Genomic DNA, 19,510 nt, shown 5'->3' on the forward strand with positions numbered 1-19,510 from the left:
AAAAAATAACTTTTGAAAACGTAACATGTTCTATATTCAACAAAAAAGCCTGCAGACCCTGTTCCTTACGGAACTTTGTCTACAGGCTGAGCCGCTTCGACATCGAAGCGGCTTTTGTCGTTCAAAATACGCCGGCCAAAACGGGCACGAGCCACGGGGCCACGCCCAGCGTCATCAGCGCTGCTAAAATCATCGACAAGCTGGAAATCGTGCCAGTGATCGGGCTAAACTCGAACGCCTTGGACGTACCGGCTCCATGGGCCGCTGTGCCGAGAAGCACGCCGCGGGCAATGTCGTTTTCGATCCGCAGCAAGCGGATGACCATCGGTCCGATAACAGACCCGAGAAGGCCCGTCATGATCACAAATACCGCAGTGATCGCCGGAACTCCGCCGATGCTCGCCGATACGCCCATCGCGATGGGGGTGGTGACGGAGCGCGGAATGAGACTGTCGACAATTTGCATGTTGAGATGGAGCAGCCGGGCGATGAACAGCGAAGAAACAATCGCTGCAACCGAACCGGACAGCACGCTGACGATGATCTCGGCCGCATGTTTTTTCAGAATGTGAAAATATTTGTACAGCGGGACGGCAAAAGCGATCGTAGCCGGCTCAAGCATGTCGCTCAGCCATTTCGCCCCCGTCTGATAAGAGTCATAGGGTGTATCTGTCCATACTAGTAACGCGACGATCAATAGCGGTGCCGTCAGCAGTGGAGACAGGTAAACCTTTGGCTTGAGGCGGTAGCACCGCTTTGCGCCCCAGTACAGGATGATGGTGAGGATGAGACTCAGAAAAGCAATCATGGCAGCGGAGTCCTCTCCTTTTTCTCGCCAATTTTTTTCGCGACCAGTCCTGCGCTGGCCATGACGATGACGGTGCTGACGACAATCACCAACGTGACGTAGACGCCGTCACTGAGCAAGACGCTTTTGTATTTCATGATGCCCACAGCGGAGGGAATGAAGAAGAGCAAAAGCTCCGCCAGCAGCCATTGGGCGCCTGCTTCGATCCAGTCCAGGCGAATCCATTTTGCTTGCAGAAGGATGAAGACAATCAAAATGCCCAAAATGCTGGCCGGAATTTTCAGTTGAAAGAAATCGACCAGCTTGTGCAGGAGCAGGGAAAATGCGCAAAGCAGAATCACTTGTCCCGCGCTTTTCAGCAGGGTTGCCACATCGCTCCCTCCTTTCTGTGAAAAGTTTACATGATCTGTTTGCATAGGTAAAATGAATAGATAGAATGACTGGCATTCATTTTATCTATGCATAATGAGGAGACCGTACATGGATATTCGCCATTTGCAATATTTTTTAAAGGTGGCTCAATACAAGAGCTTTACGAAAGCAGCGCGGGCACTGTATATCACACAGCCGACCATCAGCAAAATGGTCAAAAACCTGGAGGAGGATCTGGGGGTTGTGCTGTTTCACCGCCTGGGCAAGCAGTTGGAATTGACGGATGCCGGGGAAATCCTGTTCGTTCAGGCGCAGGATATTGTGCATTCCTTCCAAAACCTGTCAGCCGAACTCGGGGACTTGATGAACCTGAAAAAGGGGCACATTCGCATCGGATTGCCGCCGATGATCGGGTCGAGCTTTTTCCCCAATGTGCTGGGGAAGTTCCGGGAGCACTATCCCGCTATCACGATTCAGCTCGTGGAAGACGGGGCAAAGAAAGTGGAAGCGGATGTGGAAACCGGCGTGTTGGATATAGGGGTCGTGCTGTCGCCGACAAATGAGGAGCTGTTTCATTCCTTTTCGCTTGTAAAGGAGAAGCTGATGCTGCTCGTCCATCCCTCTCATCGGTTGGCCGACAGAAAAGCGGTGTCGTTATCCGAACTGGCTGAAGAGGATTTCGTTTTCTTTCGCGAGGATTTTGCCCTCCATGACCGGATTACGGCAGAGTGCGTACAAGCGGGATTTCAACCGAAGGTCATCTATGAAAGCTCCCAGTGGGATTTTATCAGCGAGATGGTGGCGGCCAATTTCGGCATTGCTTTGCTCCCCGAACCGATCTGTCGCGAGCTTGATGAGGAGCGGATTCGGGTTTTGCCTCTCGATCAGCCCGTGATCCCCTGGCACCTGGTCATCATTTGGCGCAAGGATCGGTACCTTTCGTTTGCCGCACGGGAATGGATCCGGTTTACCCAGAATCTTTTCGAGGAGTGGAGGGGCAAAAACAAACACCCGCGCGAGCATGGCTGATCGGGCTTTTCCATGGGAACAGGTCTGGCGGGAAACCGTTCCGGGGGCTCAGAAGCGCCATGCAGCGCCGGTACGTTTGCCGGGAGAGGAAACGTCCGAAAGCAGCGAAAAAGATGGGAACATACACGAACCTCGTCTGTAAAGCAGTCGGGGTCTTTTTCATTCTGCTGTGACTTTCATAAAAGTTTCAGAACGGTGTTGTATGATAAGTCCGCAACCAGTCATCAGTGAAAAAAACGTCTTTTTCAGAAAAGCGTTTTGAACGGGAAAAGGAGTTGGTAAAATAAATGGGAACCTGTCCATTTTCAAGCCTTATACATGTCTTTGGAGGAAAGAAAAGGTCTGCTAGCCATTTCAAATGGCTGAAGAGATTGGAATGGCAACCGACCAAGTGGTTGCCTCCGCAGGTATGTTACAAAGGGCGGCGGCAAGCGTCTAATTGTGTGAGTCCGATCCGTATACTCGAGAGTGGTTTTCTGCCTGATGGTCAGCTGAACAAAGAAAGCAGGTGAGAAGTTATGGATCATCAGATACATGGGACGTACGACACGTTTTTGGTTATCCTCTCCTATTTAATTGCGGTCACAGCCTCGTATTCCGCGCTTGATCTGGCCGGAAGGGTGAATGTAAGCCGCGGGAAGCATAGATTGCTTTGGCTGGTTTTTGGCGCCATGTCGATGGGGCTGGGCATCTGGTCCATGCATTTTGTCGGGATGCTAGCCCTTGCCCTGCCCGTCAAAGTGCTCTACGACCTTTCGCTTGTCATCCTATCTGTTCTCTTCGCCATTTTTGTCTCAGGCATTGCCCTTTTGACCGTATCGAGAAACAAGCTGGAGGTCAAGGAGCTTGCCATCGCCGGCGTATTGATGGCCGGCGGCATATCCGGGATGCACTACACCGGGATGGCAGCGATGATGATCGGCATTACCTATGACAAGGGGCTCGTTATCCTTTCTGTTGTCATTGCCGCTACGGCCTCGTTTGCGGCCTTGTGGCTCCTGTTTTATTTCCGCAAGGACCAATCCCGATTTGCCTACTTGTACAAGCTCGGCAGCTCGCTCATTATGGGGGCGGCGATTGCGGGGATGCACTATACGGGCATGGTTGCCGCCCATTTCCATGCGAGCGAGCACCAGTATGGTGTCGAGGTGCAAATCGAAACGGAAACGCTTGCCTACATCATTGTCCTTGCTACCTTCCTGCTATTGGGCATTACACTGGCAGGCGTATTCATCAACAAACGGCTGTCGCAAAAGGACCTGGTCATCCAGGAAAATGAAAGCTGGTATCGCTCGCTATATAAAAATAACGAATACGGCATTATTTCTCTGGATAAGGCCGGGACCATCATTAATATGAACCCTGCTGTCCCCAAAATGATCGGCATTCAGGCAGAAGATTACCTCAACAAGCACTTTTCTGCGATCGGGTTGGACATGAGCGCCAAAGATAAGGCGAAAACAGACGGAGTGGAAGAGCAATCGTCCAGGCTGCTGCCCAAAGACTTTGAGACCTCTTTTGTTCAACCGAACGGCAACCTGGTCGAGCTGAGTGTAATGAATATCCCTGTGGAGATAGATGGCAAAATAGTCGGAAATCATATTTTTATAAAGGATATAACGGAAGAAAACAAAACCAAAAAGAAAATCAAACATTTGGCTTATCACGATGAATTGACGGGCTTGCCCAATCGGAGGAAGCTCAATGAGCGCTTGGATCAGGCCATTGAGCAAAGCAATCGGGACTCATCCACCTTTGCCGTGATGGTTCTGGATATTGACCGTTTTAAAATGATCAACGATTCACTCGGACATACGTATGGAGATATCTTTTTGCAGGGCGTAAGCGACAGAATCGTCAAGAGCGCCGAGGGGTTCGAAGCAACGATTGCCCGCATGGGGGGAGATGAGTTTACCATCCTCTGCAATACCGGCCCGGAAGGCGAGGAAGCGGCAGAGCTGGCGGAACGGATCATCGAAGCGCTGAAGAAGCCCTTCCATTTGAAAGACAACGACTTCTACATATCTGCAAGCATCGGAACCGCACTGTTTCCGGTTCATGGCAGGGATGCCGTCGAGCTTCTGAAAAAAGCGGATACGGCGATGTACAAGGTGAAAAAGCAGGGCAAGAACGGACATCAATTTTACTCGCCGGATCTCGACGTTCAACTGCTGGAGAATATCGGCCTGGAGAGCGATCTTCGAAAAGCGATTGAACGCAACGAGCTGGTCGTGTACTACCAGCCGCAATTCCATGCCCAAAGCAACCGAATGATCGGAGTGGAGGCGCTGGTCAGATGGAATCATCCCACCAGAGGGATGCTGTCTCCCGGCGTATTTATTCCAATCGCAGAGGAGACCGGCTTGATTTACGAAATCGGTACATGGGTTCTGAGCGAAGCATGCCGGCAAATGAAAAAATGGCATGATGAAGGCGGTCCTTTGATACCTGTCTCCGTCAATCTCTCCTCTCATCAATTCCATCAGCCGAACCTGGTCGAGTACATCGTCAAAATCCTCGAGGAAACAAAGCTGGAGCCCCAATACCTGGAGCTGGAAATTACCGAGAGCATGATGATGGACCCGGCCGTATCGATCAGCATTCTGGAGGAGCTGAACAAGATCGGGACGAGGATCAGTCTGGACGACTTTGGAACGGGCTACAGCTCGCTTAGCTATTTGAAAAAGTTCCCGATCCACAAATTGAAAATCGACCGTTCCTTTATCACCGATATATCCGAAAACCACAACGACAAAGCAATCGTCGCGACGATCATTTCCATGGCACAGCATCTGAAGCTGGATGTGATCGCGGAAGGAATCGAAACCAAGGATCAGCTCGACATTCTCACGGAAAATGACTGCCACGAAATTCAAGGGTATTATTTCAGCAGCCCATTGTCTGCCAGTGAGGTGGAAAAAACGTTTTTTGTCCCCAACCGTTTGCCCAGCTATCAATAGTGGACAAGCTGGCAATCAGCCAGGATCGATGTTCGCATAGGCCTGCCAAAAAGAAATCCCGTCTCATCAGCAAAGTGAGACGGGATTTTTCTGTATGGTGACTGGACTCGCTTTCTGTGATCTGAAAGCCCGGTCAGAGGCATGCGGTTAAATCTGTGCCGGCTCCGGAATTCTCTCCCCGATGTTGCGCCCAATCGCAATCGAGGCTGTCGCCGCAGGTGAGGGCGCATTCAAAATATGGGTGGAGCGCTGATTGGTGACGATCAGGAAGTCATCGACCAATTTCCCGTCCTTTGTAAGCGCTTGGGCCCTGACGCCATTCTCGGACTCGACCAGATCCTCGGCGCGAACTTCCGGTATCAAGCGCTGAAGGCTCTGGACGAACACCTTTTTGCTGAATGAGCGGACCATTTCCTTCCAGCCCTCGCCCAGGTTCTTGTAGGCAATTTTCCAAAAGGCGGGATAGGTCAGGACTTCGGTTATATCCTTGAGATCAAAGTCTGTCTTGCGGTAGCCTTCCCGTTTAAAGCTCAGCACCGCATTCGGACCGGCGTGCACGTGGCCATCCATCATCCGGGTGAAGTGGACGCCGAGGAAGGGAAAGTTCGGATTCGGAACCGGATAGATCAAATTTTTCACCAGATAGTGCTTTTCCGGTTTCAATTCGTAGTATTCGCCGCGGAAAGGGACGATTTTCATATCGGTTTTCAATCCTTGAAGCGCTGCGATGCGGTCGCAATGGAGGCCGGCGCAATTGATCAGATAGCGGGCGTGGATCGTCTTGTTGGTGCATTCGATCTCGACTCCGGAGCTGCTTTCCTTTATATTTTCGACTTTTGTCCCCAGAAGAATATCGCCGCCTTTTTCCTGGATGACCTTGGCAAGTGACTCGGCGACGCGCTTGTAATTGACGATTCCGGCTTCCTTGACCCGGATGGCTTTGAGGCCATATGCATGGGGCTCGATCTTTGCGAGCTGATCCGCATCAATGATGGAAACGTCGAGCTGGTTTTCAAGGCCGCGTTTATATAGGTTCTCAAGCAGGGGCAGCTCATGCTGATCGGTTGCCACAATCACTTTTCCGCACATATCGTAAGGAATTTCATGCTGGTTGCAAAAAGCTCGCAGCAAGTCGCCGCCTTCTTTTGAAAGCTTTGCCTTCAAGCTGCCCGGCTTGTAATAAATGCCGGAATGGATTACTCCGCTATTATGACCGGTTTGGTGAAAAGCAAGGGTGCGTTCCTTTTCGACGACGGCAATTTTGGCTTGTGGGTACTTTTCGACAAGCGCATAACCGGTAGAGAGACCTACGATACCGCCCCCGATAATGACATAGTCATACATGATATCACCTTTCTCCGCTAAGCATTCCTGAATATCTCTGCAATGTACAAGCATGAATGAGAAGTTGTATTACAATTATAATACACATGTAATACAAATCAACCTAAATGAGTTCAAAAGAAATAAATTATTTGGAATATAGACAAACTTATAATCGTGTTGTATTCTTTATATCACCATATATAACGTATCAAATCGGGTTTTGTACAAAAGGGAGTGATGAAAAAAGCTTGTATTTTTGTAGTACAAGTTGTTATAACAACTTATCGGTCATTCTGGCAAAAACAGAATGTTGAGAAACAAATGCTTGCGCAATCGGGTTGAGCATGCGGACAAGAGACTCCCTTTGAATCCAAACCCGTGAGCAGGGCGTATACAGCAAACAAAATGCGACGGAAAAAGGCAGGAAACCAACATGGAAATTACCGTCTTGTATCAAGGCTTTCCGGGAAGATCAAGCCGTGGTTTTCTTGGATGGAGCAGTTGCGTGTTGATTCGCCGAGAAGGAAAAGCGCCGATTTTGTATGACACCGTGGGCTTTCATGAGCGATATTCGCTGCTGGCCAAACTGAAGGAGCTGGGGGTTGGCCCCGAAGATGTCGGTACGGTCCTGTTAAGTCACTTTCATTTTGATCACGCTGTCAACTATCCGCTGTTTCCGAACGCTACGTTTTACCTGCACGAAGAGGAAGTCAAACATATAGAAGAGAACGGGACAAAGGACCTCGCCGTCCCTCGCGAGATGTTTCCGGCTTTGCGCGATTCCGGGAAGCTGTCGCTACTGTCCGGAGAGTCCGGCGTCGTCGAAGGACTTTCGTGGCTGCTTACACCGGGGCATACGCCGGGCTTGTTTTCCATTCTGACTGAATACCAGGGGAGAAAGTGGGCGTTGGTGTCAGACGCGGTGAAAAACATCCTGGAGCTGACCAGTGGCGACGCAGTGATGACATGGGATGACGCCAAAAGCAAAGAGAGTATCCGGGCGATCGCCCAGTGGGCAGATGTTGTCGTCCCCGGCCATGATCGATTGCTGGAGATCGAGAGAACCGGCCAGGGAATCGTCGTCAACCCGTTGCATGAAAGCGCTGTACAAATTATCGTACCTTGGAAGGACGAGACATTCTCGCTCAAAATCTGAAATGACAGAAGGTGGTTGAAATGAACGATCTAAAAGGTGCCATTGATATACACGTCCACTCCAGTCCCAGCATTTTTCCCCGTTCGGTAAATGATCTGGAGCTGGCGGAGCAAGCCAAGCAAGCGGGGATGCGGGCAATCGTCCTCAAGGCGCACGAAGAATCGACCGTTTCCAGAGCGAAGCTGGTCAGCAAAGTGGTGGAAGGAATCGAGGTCTACGGCTCGCTGGTGCTCAATGAGTACGTCGGCGGTCTCAATCCTTACGCCGTAGACATGGCGATTCAGCAGGGGGCAAAGCTGATCTGGATGCCTACCGGCTCAGCCAAGCATCATCTGGATCATTACGGCGGAAAGAGCGACTACAAGGAACAAAAATCGACCATTCGCCTCCTGCCTCAGAAAGGGATCACGATCCTTTCGGAGGACGGCGAGCTGCTGCCCGTCGTCTATGACATCATCGATTTGATCAAGGGCACCGGAGCCGTATTGGCAACGGGTCATCTCTCTCCGCTGGAAACCCGGAAGCTCGTGGAAGTCGCGACGAAGCGCGGGGTGGAAAAGGTGCTTGTCGCCCATCCTGATTTGAAAATCAACAAAATGGACCTTTCGCTGCAAATCGAACTCGTCAAAATGGGCGCGTACGTCGAGAAGTCGATGCTGACGCTGATGCCGCTGTGGAAGTCGATCGAGCCGGACGAGCTGGTGCGGGGCATCCGCCAGATCGGCATTGAAAAGTGCATTTTGCAAACCGATTTCGGACAGGCCAACCATCCGGTGCCGACGGAAGGGTACAACCAGTTTATTCAAATCTTATTGGAACAGGGCATGACAGAGAAAGAGGTTGAGCAAATGGCTTGTTTCAACCCGGCGGAATTAATCGGGCTTACGTAAGACAAGAGAAAAGGGGTTGAAAAAGTATGGCGCAAGCACAGTTGTCAAACAAGCCATGGTATAAAGAGGTTACGCAAAACCAATGGCGGGCGTTAATCGCTGCCGGGTCCGGATGGGCTCTGGATGCGATGGATGTAATGCTGTACTCCATGGTTCTGGTGCAAGTGATGCAGGAATTGCAGATGGACAAGACGGCCGGCGGATTTTTGGCAACGCTTACCCTGCTCAGTTCTGCCTTCGGCGGACTATTGTTCGGGATGGTTGCTGACCGGTATGGCCGCACGAAATCATTGATGATCAGTATTATCGTGTACTCATTGTTTACATTCCTCTGTGGATTCTCGCAAACGGTTACACAATTGGCCGTATTCCGTTTGCTGCTCGGGCTCGGAATGGGTGGAGAGTGGGTTGCGGGCGCAGCCCTGATTACGGAAACCTGGGACGCAAAGCATCGCGGAAAAGCGATGGGTCTCGTACAAAGTGCTTGGGCAATTGGTTACGCGCTGGCTGCGATTGTGGCCGGTCTGGTCATTCCGCTGTGGGGCTGGCGCGGAGTGTTTTTCTTCGGAATTGTTCCGGCTTTGGTCGCCATTTGGATCCGCAAAGGCACAAAAGAGCCTGAGATCTGGGAAAAAATGAAGCAGGAGGCCACCACGCAGAAAAAGAAAAGCAAGCCTAAGCTGGTTGAGCTGTTTTCCGGGAAGGTACTCCGTTGGACCATACTCGGTGCGGCATTGAGCGTTTGCGCGCAATTTGGCTACTGGGGCCTGTTCACCTGGATTCCGTCCTACCTCGGCACTCCAGTCGATCAAGGCGGGGCCGGTCTGGATATTATGAAATCGACGACCTGGATTGTCATCATGCAGGCAGGTGCCTGGTTGGGTTACGTCTCCTTCGGCTTTTTGGCGGACAAGATCGGACGGAAAAAGACCTTTATCCTGTTCTTCGCGCTGGCGGCGCTGCTTGTTCCGTTTTACGGCATGTCCAGCGACGCGACCAGACTGCTGATCCTCGGTCCGTTTGTCGCCTTCTTTGGATCGGGCTACTTCAGCGGCTTTGGAGCGGTTCTGGCCGAGCTGTTCCCGACTGAGATTCGCGCGACCGGACAAGGGTTCTGTTACAACTTTGGACGCGGAATCGCTGCAACTGCACCGACTGTAGTCGGATTTATGGCAACCGGCATGGGGCTCGGTGCGGCATTCGGGTTCCTGGCCATCTCGTTTGCGCTGGCGGCAATCCTCGTACTGCTGTTCTTGCCGGAAACGATGGGCAAGCAATTAAATTAGCATACAGTTGCACATAGACAATCGATTGTCGACAAGAAAAGTTCATTGTGGATGAGGAGTCCATCATGAACTTTTCTTTTTCCTTGTTATTTGTATTACAATTATTGCGAGAGTGAACAAGTGCTCTCCTTTTCCTGTCCTTCTTTTGCTCAGTTTGTCTGCAAAACAATGGTAAAGAGTCGACCGGAATTGACTTTGCCATCTGAATAATTTACAATTTGTATTACAAATAAACCAAAATGAGAATCGGAGATGTACGATGTCCAAAGAAAAACTGTCGCAAATCATTTCACGTGAGTTGTTAAAGTTGATCGAGGCGGGCAAATATCCCCCAGGTTCGAAATTGCCGACGGAAATGGAGCTGGCTGCCCAGTTTGGCGTAAGCCGAATCCCGATCCGGGAAGCGCTCAGCGTATTGCGGGCAGCCGGTGTCATCAACTCTCGCCAGGGGGGCGGGAGCTTTGTCGAAGAGCGAAACGGTTCCAGCATATTCAGCAACATCCAGATTGAAAATGACGATGCCGAGCTGATCAGACACCTTTTTGAGATGAGGAAGATTCTTGAGCCTGAGGCCGCCTATCTGGCTGCCCTGAGGCGAACGCCTGAACAACTGGAACGAATGAGAGAGGCGCTCCAGTGGCTGGAGGCAGAATTGGCCGACGACAGCAAGATTGGCATGGAAGCGGATATGGAGTTCCACCGGTCGATGTTTTTGGCCACGCATAACCCGGTCATGATCCAGGCGATGGAAAACCTGTCTTCTCTCTACGAGCGTGCCCTGCAGATCACTCTTCAGTCCAACCTGGGCTTGAAACAGAAGCGCAAAGCGGTCTATCAGGAGCACCTGAACATCCTGTCGGCCATTGAGATGGAGGAACCGGAACTGGCGAAAATCCAATGCGCCATTCACCTCAAAAATGCGGAGAAAAAGCTGGACCTGTTCTCTTAGTCCAACAACAAGAGGAGAAAAATGAGACGATGACGGACATGCAAATCAAACAGATTGTTGACATTGTCAAAACAGGCAGAGTGCTTACCGATGAAAGCGACCGGTTCAGCTACTCCTTTGACGCCTCGTTTGGAACCTTTCTTCCCGATGCAGTCATTCAGACGAAGAGCGTCGAGGAAGTAGCCGAGCTGGTGAAATTCGCCAACCGCGAGAAAATCCCTGTTTATCCGCGCGGCCAATCGACCAGTTTGAGCGGTGGTCCTCTCCCGGTCAAGGGAGGCATGGTCATCGATTTATCGGTCATGAACGATTTGCTCGAAATCGACGAAGAAGATTTGGTCGCGGTCGTCTCTCCGGGTGTACTGACTGCCGACATACACAAAGCGGCGGAGGCAAAGGGACTCATGTATCCGCCTGACCCGAGCAGCTCCCATGTGTCTACCATCGGCGGAAATCTGGCGGAGAACTCAGGCGGACCGCGCGGCTTGAAGTACGGCGTGACAAAAGATTACGTCATCGGCCTGGAAGTCATCACCCCGGAGGGCGAGATCATCCGCACGGGCGGGAGAACGGTCAAAAACGTGACCGGTTACGACCTGACCAAGCTGATCGTCGGCTCGGAAGGCACGCTTGGCATTATTACAAAAGCAATCCTGCGGCTGATCCCGAAGCCTCCCGCTTCGGAAACAGTGATGGCGGTCTTTGACAGCCTCGTTGACGCGGGGAGAGCAATTTCCCAGATCCTCACCTCAGGCATCCTGCCGTCCAAAATGGAGCTGATGGATCAGGCCTCCATGGTGGCAGTGGAAAACTACCAGCCGTCAGGATTGCCGACAGATGCGGAGGCACTGATCCTGATCGAGCTGGACGGCCACCCGATGGCGGTACGAGATGAAGCCGAGCAGGTCTCGCAGGTATGCAAGCAAATTGGCGCGAGGGAAGTGCGCGTGCCGCAAACAAAGGCGGAAAAGGAAGATGTCTGGAAGGCGAGAAAGCTGGTTTCTCCGGCCATCGTCAGGGTGAAGCCGACGAAGATTTCCGAGGATGCCACTGTGCCGCGCAGCAAAATTCCCGAGATGTGCCGACGCCTGCAGGAGATCAAGGAGAAGTACAATATCCATCTCGTTGTATTCGGCCACGTGGGCGACGGAAATCTCCACCCGAACATCATCGCGGACAAAGCGGACAAGGAAGAAATGGCCCGCGTGGAAAAGGCCGTTGCGGAAATTTTCGAAGCCGCTGTGCAGCTAGGGGGCACGCTGTCCGGAGAGCATGGCATCGGAACGATGAAGGCGCCGTTTATGGAAATGGAATTGGGAGCCGCGGGCCTGGATATGATGAAGCGGATCAAGCAAGCCTGGGATCCTCATAACATTATGAATCCCGGCAAGATTTTTCCGGAGCCCGGACAAAAGTTGGTGTTGAGCGAATGAGTGAGAATCTTGCAGCATTGCGTGCGGAACTGAATTACGACAAAACCAGCAAATGCGTGCAGTGCGGCTACTGTCTGCCCGCCTGTCCGACTTATTTGACAATGGGCAAGGAAACGCATTCCCCGCGCGGCCGGATCAACCTGGTCAAGATGGCCGGCGAGGGGAAAATCAAGGATCTTTCGGTACTGGAGGAGCCGCTGGATCTGTGCCTCGGCTGCCGGGCCTGCGAAACGGTCTGTCCGACAGGTGTGGAATACGGCGCGATCCTGGAATCGGCTCGTGCAGCCGTGACGCGGCGCAAGAAGTTTTCCGTACCGGTAAAAGCGCTCAGAAACACGCTGTTCAAAAAGGTTTTCCCCAGCCGCAGGGCGATGAAGCTGATCGGCAACGCCATGTGGCTGTATGAAAAAACAGGTGTCCAAAAGCTCGCGAGAAAAAGCGGGCTGATGGAGAAGCTGCCTGCTCATCTGGGTGAATTTGAAAAAATCATGCCGGCTCCGGTATCGCCGGGCGAGCGCTCCAGCTTGCCTGCGGTAACGAGAGCCAAGGGTGAAAAGAAATACACGGTCGCCTTCTTTGTCGGCTGCGTCATGGACGCCATGTTCAGAAGGATCAATCATCTGTCCGTCCAGCTTCTGGCCGAGGTCGGCTGCGATGTGATCGTAGTCGAGAAGCAGACGTGCTGCGGCGCGCTGCATGCCCACACGGGGGAATTGGACGAAAGCAGAAAGCTGGCGAAGCAAAATATTGTCGCTTTTGAACAGGCGGAAGTCGATTTCATCGTGAACAACGCCGGCGGCTGCGGCGCGATGATGGTGGAATACGACCACCTGCTCGCGGGCGAACCGGAATGGGCTGAGCGGGCCCGCCAATTTGCCGGGAAAACGAAAGACATTTCCCAGGTGCTCGCCCTGTGCGGCGGGATCAAGGGACAGGAGAGACCGGCAGAGAGAGTCACGTACCAGCGTTCTTGTCATATGACAAACGTCCAAAAAGTGACCGAAGACCCGCTGGGGCTGATCAAAGGCCTGCCAAACGTGGAGCTGGTCGAGATGAAAGAGGCCAATATGTGCTGCGGTTCGGCGGGGATCTACAACATCGTGCAGTACGATGCCTCGATGGAAATCCTCGACTACAAAATGAAGCACGTCAAAGATACGCAGACCACCACGATTGTCACGACAAACCCGGGCTGCCTTTTGCAAATGAAGCTCGGCATCGAGCGGGAAAACTTGAACGACCGGATGCGGGCCGTCCACCTGGTGGAATATTTGGCCGAAAGGTGCGGCATCAACTTATAGGTACAAGCATGTGATACATGCAAGCATGAACTGTTCGGCCGGTACTAGCATAAACTACCCGGAAAAGCGCTGCCCGGTACAAGCACCAACTGTTCGGGACAGACAGAAAAAAGCGGATCATCAAGGACGTCAAGCGCCTGATGATCCGTTTCTATTTTGTCGTCTGTGGCTGTAGCGGCATGTTATTTATATTTCACATAAATAAACTTGTTCAGTATATAAACGCAGAGAGCGATGCCAAACATGCCGCAGCCTCTCCCACTCCGAAACGTCGGAATCTCTGTGCAGCAGGTGAAGAGGGATTTTCAGGTTCAGCAAGCGACCGTTGATCTGGAAGCGGGTGACCCCTGCCGGGAGCACGCGCCCTGCTTCCATCACGCGTTCCAGCTCCGCGTACGAGAGCGGCTTGAATCTGATCAATAGCATCCCGCTGTCCGGCAGAAGGCAGGTTCCGGCAGGGACCCGTTTGACCGCTCCGCGGGCGTTGTATGCGGAAACGACCTTGTGCCAAGCCTCCAGAAAGTCGTGGCGAACTCCGCAATCCAGGGCCCGCACATTGCCGTGCTCATCCACGATCTCCAGCCAGCCTTGTCGCTGTGCAGCAGCTCCGCTCCCCGCCGTCCAGTGGAGGGAAGGGTCCTCAAAAAGCTGCTGTACCCCCGCGTCTGCAGGAACGAGATGATGCCACGCCTCGATGGAGAAATCGTCCTGCCTCGCTACCTGTACAGGCACCTTGCAATACCCCAGCAGCCGAAGAGCGCCGATGCGGTGGGCTCCATCCAGCACCAGATAGCGGCCGTCTCTCATTTCCGTCGCCAGGATCGGATGGCGCAAAAACCCATCCTCCCGCATCGACTGGCTGACACGTTCAAGCCTCGACGGTTCATGCTCTTCGTGTAGCGACATTTTGTCCAGCTCGATCAATTGCAGTGACAGCAAAACCTCTGACATGAGTGCCTCCTTTTTACCTTGCCACTCGGGATGGCTATGTGAGAACAGATGTGTTTGTCAAATACATATGCTCGGGATGAGGGTGGCTGAGGAAATCGTGGTGTGAAATCGCCCACCCGTACGCCCCGGCGTACAAAAAGAGAACCACGTCACCGATACGGATGCGGTCGATGGGCACATCCCTGGCAAATGCGTCTTTCGGCGTGCAAAGCTGGCCGACGATGGTCACATCGCTGTCCTTGATTTCCTTCCGCTCGAACGGATAGTTCCAGATGTCCAGCGGCACGACGGCGAATGGATGGTTGTGCTGCCAGGACACCGGCAGACGGAAATGGTGCGTCCCTCCCCTGACGATGACAAAATGCTTGCCGTGGTTTTTCTTGATGTCGATCACTTCCGCGGCATAGTAGCCGCAGGCTGCTGTCAAAAACCTCCCGCATTCAAACAGAATCGAGGTCCCCTCTTTGTTCCGCTCGCTGATGAGACGGGAAAGGCCGTCGGCAAACTCGCTCCATCCAAACTGGCTGCCGATGTCAGCGTAATTGATCCCGATCCCGCCCCCGACGTTGATCGTAGAGATGTTGATATCGTATTGCCCGGACCAGCCATCCACCTTGTCAAAATAATAGGCGAGCAGCGCCAGATGGCTGCGCCAGTCGAGCTGGTTGGACAGCGAGTGCAGATGGAAGCCCTCCAGCGAAATGTGCGGGCAGGACAACGCCAGATGGATCGCTTCTCCGACGAGCGATTCGTCGATGCCAAACTGCGTCGGCGTCCCTGCCATGGCGAGAGTCGCTTGCGGGAAGGGTCCGCTCAGATTGATGCGGAGGAGGATGGGGACGGTCCTGTTCATGGCTGCGGCAATGTGTTCGACTCTTTTCAGCTCGTGCATGCTCTCCACATGCAAGAGCGTGACCCGCTGCTCAATCGCTCCTCTGATTTCCTCATCCGTCTTCCCTGGCCCGCCGAAGATGACAGGGGTCCGTTCACTTGCGGCCCGCGCCTTCATCACTTCGCCGAGGGAAGCCACCTCAAAGCCGTGCACACGCCCGCTGAGCGTTTTCAGAATCTCCGGGTCGGAGTTGGCCTTCATCGCGTAAAACAGCCGGCAGGAAGGAGGAAGTGCGCGTGTCACTTCCTCGGCATGCCGGGAAAGTCCCTCCAGATCGTACAAATAGGCACATATCGGCTGGTCTTGGGTGCGCTTTTTTTCCTCGATGATCCGAGCCAGTTGATTTAACTGGTTCAGGGGACCTGGTGGATACGGCAGATTCATACCATCAGCTCCTTCAAGGCGCTGTGCAGCGGATTGGGAACCGCATGCTCCCGGTACAGGGTTTCTCCGCATAAACGGCGGATCGTCAATTGCCCGACCAGCACGTTCTCCTGGAACAGATCGAGCTTGGCGAACAGTTCGCGAAGCTGAGGGAATTGCTTTTGGTAAGCAAGAATAATCTCGGCAGCCATCGCCCAAAAGGTGTGCTCGGAAAAACCATACTGGTCCTCCAGGAACATGGCAAACTCCGACAGGTTGATATGGAAAAACGCATCGTGCAAAAAGTCGGTGACCTCGGAAGCCTGCTCGGTGGCCATGGACGAAATCACATTGGAATGGAAGGCAGGCGGAGCCTTCAGATGGGGCTGGGACGCTTTATCGGCCAATTCCCCTGTGTAGTAGCGGATGCCTCCGGGAAAATCGCGCAGAGCGACCCGCGTGGGCATTCCGTTGCGGTGGAGCAGCACCATGTTTTGGGCATGCGATTCCAGGGCGATGCCGTGGGCATACATGAAATGCACGAGCGGGAGAATGGAGGCTTCCAGCACGCGCTTCAGCCATGCAGGCAAGCCGTATGTCTGGACCCATGCATTAATGAAAGGAATGCCGTCCGCACCGATGTGGCACAGCGCCGTAAAGGGAACGGCGCTTTCGTCCGAGTCCAGATAAAGGGACACATTTTCCCGCCAAATCGCGCCCAATGAACCGTACATCTCCCTTTGAACGGCTTCGGGCAGATCCGGATCGGAAAAGTGGACGCCCAGCACCTCCTGCAGCAAGACCACACGGTGTTCGTCCCGCAAGTAAGGATCGCTTTTGCGGATCGACTCCAGCCAATCGGAGACAATCGCGGCGTTTTCCACATGATGATGGCCGAGAATGCGGCTTGCCGACGTATTCTGGATGCCCAGCGAAACCTTGACGTACGCCTTCCCGGGAGACGTCCGGTTGGTCAGTGTGCGGATGGACTGCTGGGGGCTGTAAGCATCGGTACCCTCCCCCAAAAGAAGAAGCTGTCCGCTGCCGATCTGCTCGAAAAAGGCGTCCGCAACTTTCCTCTCCCACTGCCACGGGTGAACAGGCACGAGCGCGTACTCCTTTGGATCGTATCCCCGGCTTCGGATTTGCTCGGCGAACGTGCGGTACAAAGCTTCTCCCAGCTCGCTTCTCAGAAATTCCTCAACATCCAGTCCCGCCGAGGAGGAGACGACGGCGCGCTGCTTGTGCACGGCTACCCAGAAGAGCTTGAACAACGGCTTGAAGTCGGGGCCATAGGCCGCATTGTCCGCCGGGCTGAAGCCGATCCTTGACTTGTAGCAAGGGTGGTACGGATGGCCGTCCAGAATGTCTCCTTCCAGCTCGGCATAGCTGTGGGCCGGGGAAGCGGGCGGACGCTTCGTCTGCAGAAACTTGGCGTGCGTGTCATGAAGCAGCGTTTGGCGGATTTCCTTGAGAAAGCCTTCCAACTGCTTCGGCTCCTCTTTGGCGGTCGGGCCGATTTCTTCGAGAAAGGTTGCCAGGCAAACGGCTTCCGTCTCGTTGCCGTCTACCCTTCTCATGATGGGTGCGGCCGTCAAACGGACCCTCGCGTAGCTCAGCTTCCTTTGGCCGCGGCAAAGATATTGCACCGGTTTTCCTGTCCGGGTGCGGCCCTCCAGCACGAATCCCCTCTCGCCGTCAGGAAGCGCCAGCGATTTTTCCTCGACCAGCTCTTCGTAGATCAGGGATTCCACGATCTGCCGGAAAATCCGTCTGCGTACCTTGGCGTATTCGGGACTGCGCAAGGCGGCCTCCCAATCCTGCATCGGGAGAGCGGGATCAAAAGATTTGCTCATAACGTTCTCCATGGTTTCACCCCTTCGTGGTAAAGGCAGTTCGTGTACGGTTTGTCGCTCTTCAGCAGCGTATCGGATTGGGAATGTCGACATAGAGCGGCGATTCGCCTCTCCGCTGAAAGATGCTGACCAGATTGGCTTTTGCCGGCAAGGTTTGGTCATGCAGCAAAGCATCGATGCAGTCTGCCATTCGCTTGGACAAGAGGCGCTGGCGCTGCTCCAGCAGGGTATTTCTGACTATGCTCCAGAACGCGGACTCGTCCTGCCCGCCGTATTTGGCAAGGGTACGGACGACATAGCCGAGGTGGTTGACAAAAAAGTAGTATTGCAAACGGAGCCACGCCTGCTCCCGCGTATAGAGAACCGGGCTGTCCGCATCTACCAGTCCGCCGACCCAGCCCTTGCCAATGGCGACTTGCCGGTCTACGCTGATGCCCTCCAGATCGCGCACGTACAGCTTGACGGGCCAGCCGTTCTCCAGCTTGACCAGCGAATTTTGGGCGTGTGCTTCCAGACTCACTCCCATTTCCGCAAAAAGCGAGAGGATTGGCAGCATGCTGATCGCAAGGTACTGCCGGAACCAATCGCCCAGATCGGGCAAACGGCTCTCTTCGTGGTCCCGCATGGCACGGAATAAAGCGGGTTCGGTCTCGCCGGGCGGCGTTTCCATCAAGGAGCCGACGACGAAGGCAGGACTTTCCTTGCCCATCAGCTCGGGCGGATTTTCCCGAAAGACAACGGCGCATTCCTGCATGAACAGGTCGTTTTCCTGAGGGGGAACATCCGGCAGGGAGATGCTCCGATACCCGTATTCCATCAATACCTGCAAGCGCTCGGTATAAAAGGCTTCCTGTTCGTGCCGGACGATTTTCGCCGCATCCATCGTCCGCTTGATTTGCTCCTGCGTGTTTACTCTGACAAAGTTCGTGATGCGCACATGGAGCGGCAGCTTGTATTGGCAGCAGTGTCCAGGCTCCCAGACGGTCCTCACCGACGAAGTGGGATATGTGCGCTCTCCCAGCGGCCCCAGATCGGTGATTTTTCCCGCAAGAAAAAGGCTCCGGAATGGCTCGCGCGAGGAAAGGTAGTGTGCCTGCCACGGGTGGCAAGGAAGCAGCTTGTAATGTTCTCTTCCCCTCTCCGCTTTTGATGCCGCCGCTTTCCGAACACCTTGCGGGATGCAAGCTTCCTGGCTGTCCCCTTCAGGGGCTTGAATCCACTCCTCCACGATCAGCTCAGGGGAAACAGCCAAATAGTGCAGCTGAAATGACGCCCCCAGCTCCGGTGCGAACCTGTGCAGCTCCCCTTTGGCGAATCCTTCCGAGCTCTTCGGGGTCGGGTGAAACGGATGGCCGCGAAAGAGCGATTGTTCCGACGGAAGAAAGCCGTGGGACGGATGCCGAGTCTTTTGCTGGAGCAGGAAATGCCGAAGGTAGCTTTCTGTTTTTTGCACGCTGTTTTGGATGTTCAGAAGCAGTTCGCCTTTCTTTTGGAGGCGAATGTCTTCGTTCTTTTCCAGGCAGGAAAGCTCATCGAGGATAAAATGAATCAGCTGCCAGCCTTCCACCTTTTGATAGGAAGACCCCGTTGTTTGATAGAAAGAGGTGCCATACGCGTGTTGCCCCCCTCTGGACCAAAAGCTCATCTCCCCCGCGAGTGAAACGCCGGTGTTGGGCAAGTCAAGGCGAAACATCGCCCCGTCCGTGAGCGGAATGGATAGCTGTTTTTGATCAGGCTGGACTCTCGGGTCAAAAATGCCGTTTTCGCGAAGATAGGCGTTCAAAATCCGCTCGATTGCCGCATGTTCGGCCAGCCGCGCCTCCAGTGGCTTGTGCGCCTCCAGTGGCTTGTGCGCCTCCAGCGGCTCCAATGGCTCCAGTGCCTCCAGTGCCTCCAGCGGACGCTTTTGGTGAACGGTCCCCTCTGCATGTTTCATTG

The 19,510-nt window shown here is 53.6% G+C and carries 15 protein-coding genes; 8 read left to right on the forward strand and 7 right to left on the reverse strand.

The genetic code is table 11. The annotated features are described in order from the left end of the window. Nucleotides 1–121 precede the first annotated feature (121 nt). Both V5G20_RS01875 and V5G20_RS01880 read right to left on the reverse strand, forming a co-directional pair. Complete coding sequence (locus V5G20_RS01875; protein WP_171506841.1) at nucleotides 122–808, reverse strand: CidB/LrgB family autolysis modulator; 687 nt, start codon at nucleotides 806–808, stop codon at nucleotides 122–124. Next, nucleotides 805–1,179 (reverse strand): CidA/LrgA family protein, encoded by a 375-nt coding sequence (locus V5G20_RS01880; protein ID WP_024983668.1) that lies wholly within the window; start codon nucleotides 1,177–1,179, stop codon nucleotides 805–807. Before V5G20_RS01880 ends, V5G20_RS01875 begins: the two co-directional genes overlap by 4 nt. A gap of 109 nt (nucleotides 1,180–1,288) precedes the next feature. Here V5G20_RS01880 and cidR point away from each other — a divergent pair, with 109 nt between their 5' ends. Together cidR and V5G20_RS01890 are read left to right on the forward strand one after the other, a co-directional pair. Beyond that, nucleotides 1,289–2,209, forward strand: a complete 921-nt coding sequence (cidR, locus tag V5G20_RS01885) for a cidABC operon transcriptional activator CidR (RefSeq protein WP_003388756.1) — start codon at nucleotides 1,289–1,291, stop codon at nucleotides 2,207–2,209. Between the two features lie 518 nt (nucleotides 2,210–2,727). Beyond that, the gene (locus V5G20_RS01890; protein WP_338463110.1) at nucleotides 2,728–5,169 is read left to right on the forward strand and encodes a bifunctional diguanylate cyclase/phosphodiesterase; all 2,442 of its coding nucleotides are present in this window, start codon (nucleotides 2,728–2,730) and stop codon (nucleotides 5,167–5,169) included. Between the two features lie 147 nt (nucleotides 5,170–5,316). Here the strand turns inward: V5G20_RS01890 and lhgO are convergent, their stop codons facing one another. Next, nucleotides 5,317–6,513, reverse strand: coding sequence for an L-2-hydroxyglutarate oxidase (gene lhgO / locus V5G20_RS01895; protein ID WP_327956282.1), 1,197 nt, complete (start codon nucleotides 6,511–6,513; stop codon nucleotides 5,317–5,319). A 415-nt stretch (nucleotides 6,514–6,928) separates the two neighbouring features. Between lhgO and V5G20_RS01900 the strand changes: the two genes are divergently transcribed. The 6 genes from V5G20_RS01900 to V5G20_RS01925 all read left to right on the forward strand — a co-directional run bounded on the left by V5G20_RS01900 (nucleotide 6,929) and on the right by V5G20_RS01925 (nucleotide 13,510). Continuing rightward, nucleotides 6,929–7,651 (forward strand): MBL fold metallo-hydrolase, encoded by a 723-nt coding sequence (locus V5G20_RS01900; protein WP_228006835.1) that lies wholly within the window; start codon nucleotides 6,929–6,931, stop codon nucleotides 7,649–7,651. Nucleotides 7,652–7,671: 20 nt separating this feature from the next. Further along, the gene (locus V5G20_RS01905) at nucleotides 7,672–8,541 is read left to right on the forward strand and encodes a DUF6282 family protein (RefSeq protein WP_003388752.1); all 870 of its coding nucleotides are present in this window, start codon (nucleotides 7,672–7,674) and stop codon (nucleotides 8,539–8,541) included. Nucleotides 8,542–8,567: 26 nt separating this feature from the next. Beyond that, nucleotides 8,568–9,827 (forward strand): MFS transporter, encoded by a 1,260-nt coding sequence (locus V5G20_RS01910; RefSeq protein WP_003388751.1) that lies wholly within the window; start codon nucleotides 8,568–8,570, stop codon nucleotides 9,825–9,827. 259 nt (nucleotides 9,828–10,086) lie between these two features. After that, entirely contained in the window at nucleotides 10,087–10,776 is a 690-nt protein-coding gene (locus tag V5G20_RS01915; RefSeq protein ID WP_003388750.1) for a FadR/GntR family transcriptional regulator, read from the forward strand. 38 nt (nucleotides 10,777–10,814) lie between these two features. Beyond that, nucleotides 10,815–12,209 (forward strand): FAD-binding oxidoreductase, encoded by a 1,395-nt coding sequence (locus V5G20_RS01920; protein WP_035979411.1) that lies wholly within the window; start codon nucleotides 10,815–10,817, stop codon nucleotides 12,207–12,209. Next, entirely contained in the window at nucleotides 12,206–13,510 is a 1,305-nt protein-coding gene (locus V5G20_RS01925; protein ID WP_003388748.1) for a (Fe-S)-binding protein, read from the forward strand. The genes V5G20_RS01920 and V5G20_RS01925 overlap by 4 nt, the downstream gene beginning before the upstream one ends. A 186-nt stretch (nucleotides 13,511–13,696) precedes the next feature. Here the strand turns inward: V5G20_RS01925 and V5G20_RS01930 are convergent, their stop codons facing one another. The 4 genes from V5G20_RS01930 to V5G20_RS01945 all read right to left on the reverse strand — a co-directional run bounded on the left by V5G20_RS01930 (nucleotide 13,697) and on the right by V5G20_RS01945 (nucleotide 19,508). After that, entirely contained in the window at nucleotides 13,697–14,461 is a 765-nt protein-coding gene (locus V5G20_RS01930) for a ParB N-terminal domain-containing protein (protein ID WP_338463111.1), read from the reverse strand. 34 nt (nucleotides 14,462–14,495) lie between these two features. Further along, a complete protein-coding gene (locus V5G20_RS01935; RefSeq protein WP_122958805.1) occupies nucleotides 14,496–15,737 on the reverse strand; it encodes a type III PLP-dependent enzyme in 1,242 nt (413 codons plus the stop codon). After that, on the reverse strand, nucleotides 15,734–17,572 hold the full coding sequence (locus V5G20_RS01940) for an IucA/IucC family protein (protein ID WP_170208391.1): 1,839 nt from the start codon (nucleotides 17,570–17,572) through the stop codon (nucleotides 15,734–15,736). Before V5G20_RS01940 ends, V5G20_RS01935 begins: the two co-directional genes overlap by 4 nt. 61 nt (nucleotides 17,573–17,633) lie before the next feature. Next, nucleotides 17,634–19,508: an IucA/IucC family protein gene (locus tag V5G20_RS01945; protein WP_338463112.1), complete on the reverse strand. Its 1,875-nt coding sequence runs from the start codon at nucleotides 19,506–19,508 to the stop codon at nucleotides 17,634–17,636. Nucleotides 19,509–19,510: the final 2 nt, after the last annotated feature.

The organism is Brevibacillus borstelensis, assembly GCF_036700025.1.
Classification (GTDB): Bacteria; Bacillota; Bacilli; order Brevibacillales; family Brevibacillaceae; genus Brevibacillus; species Brevibacillus borstelensis.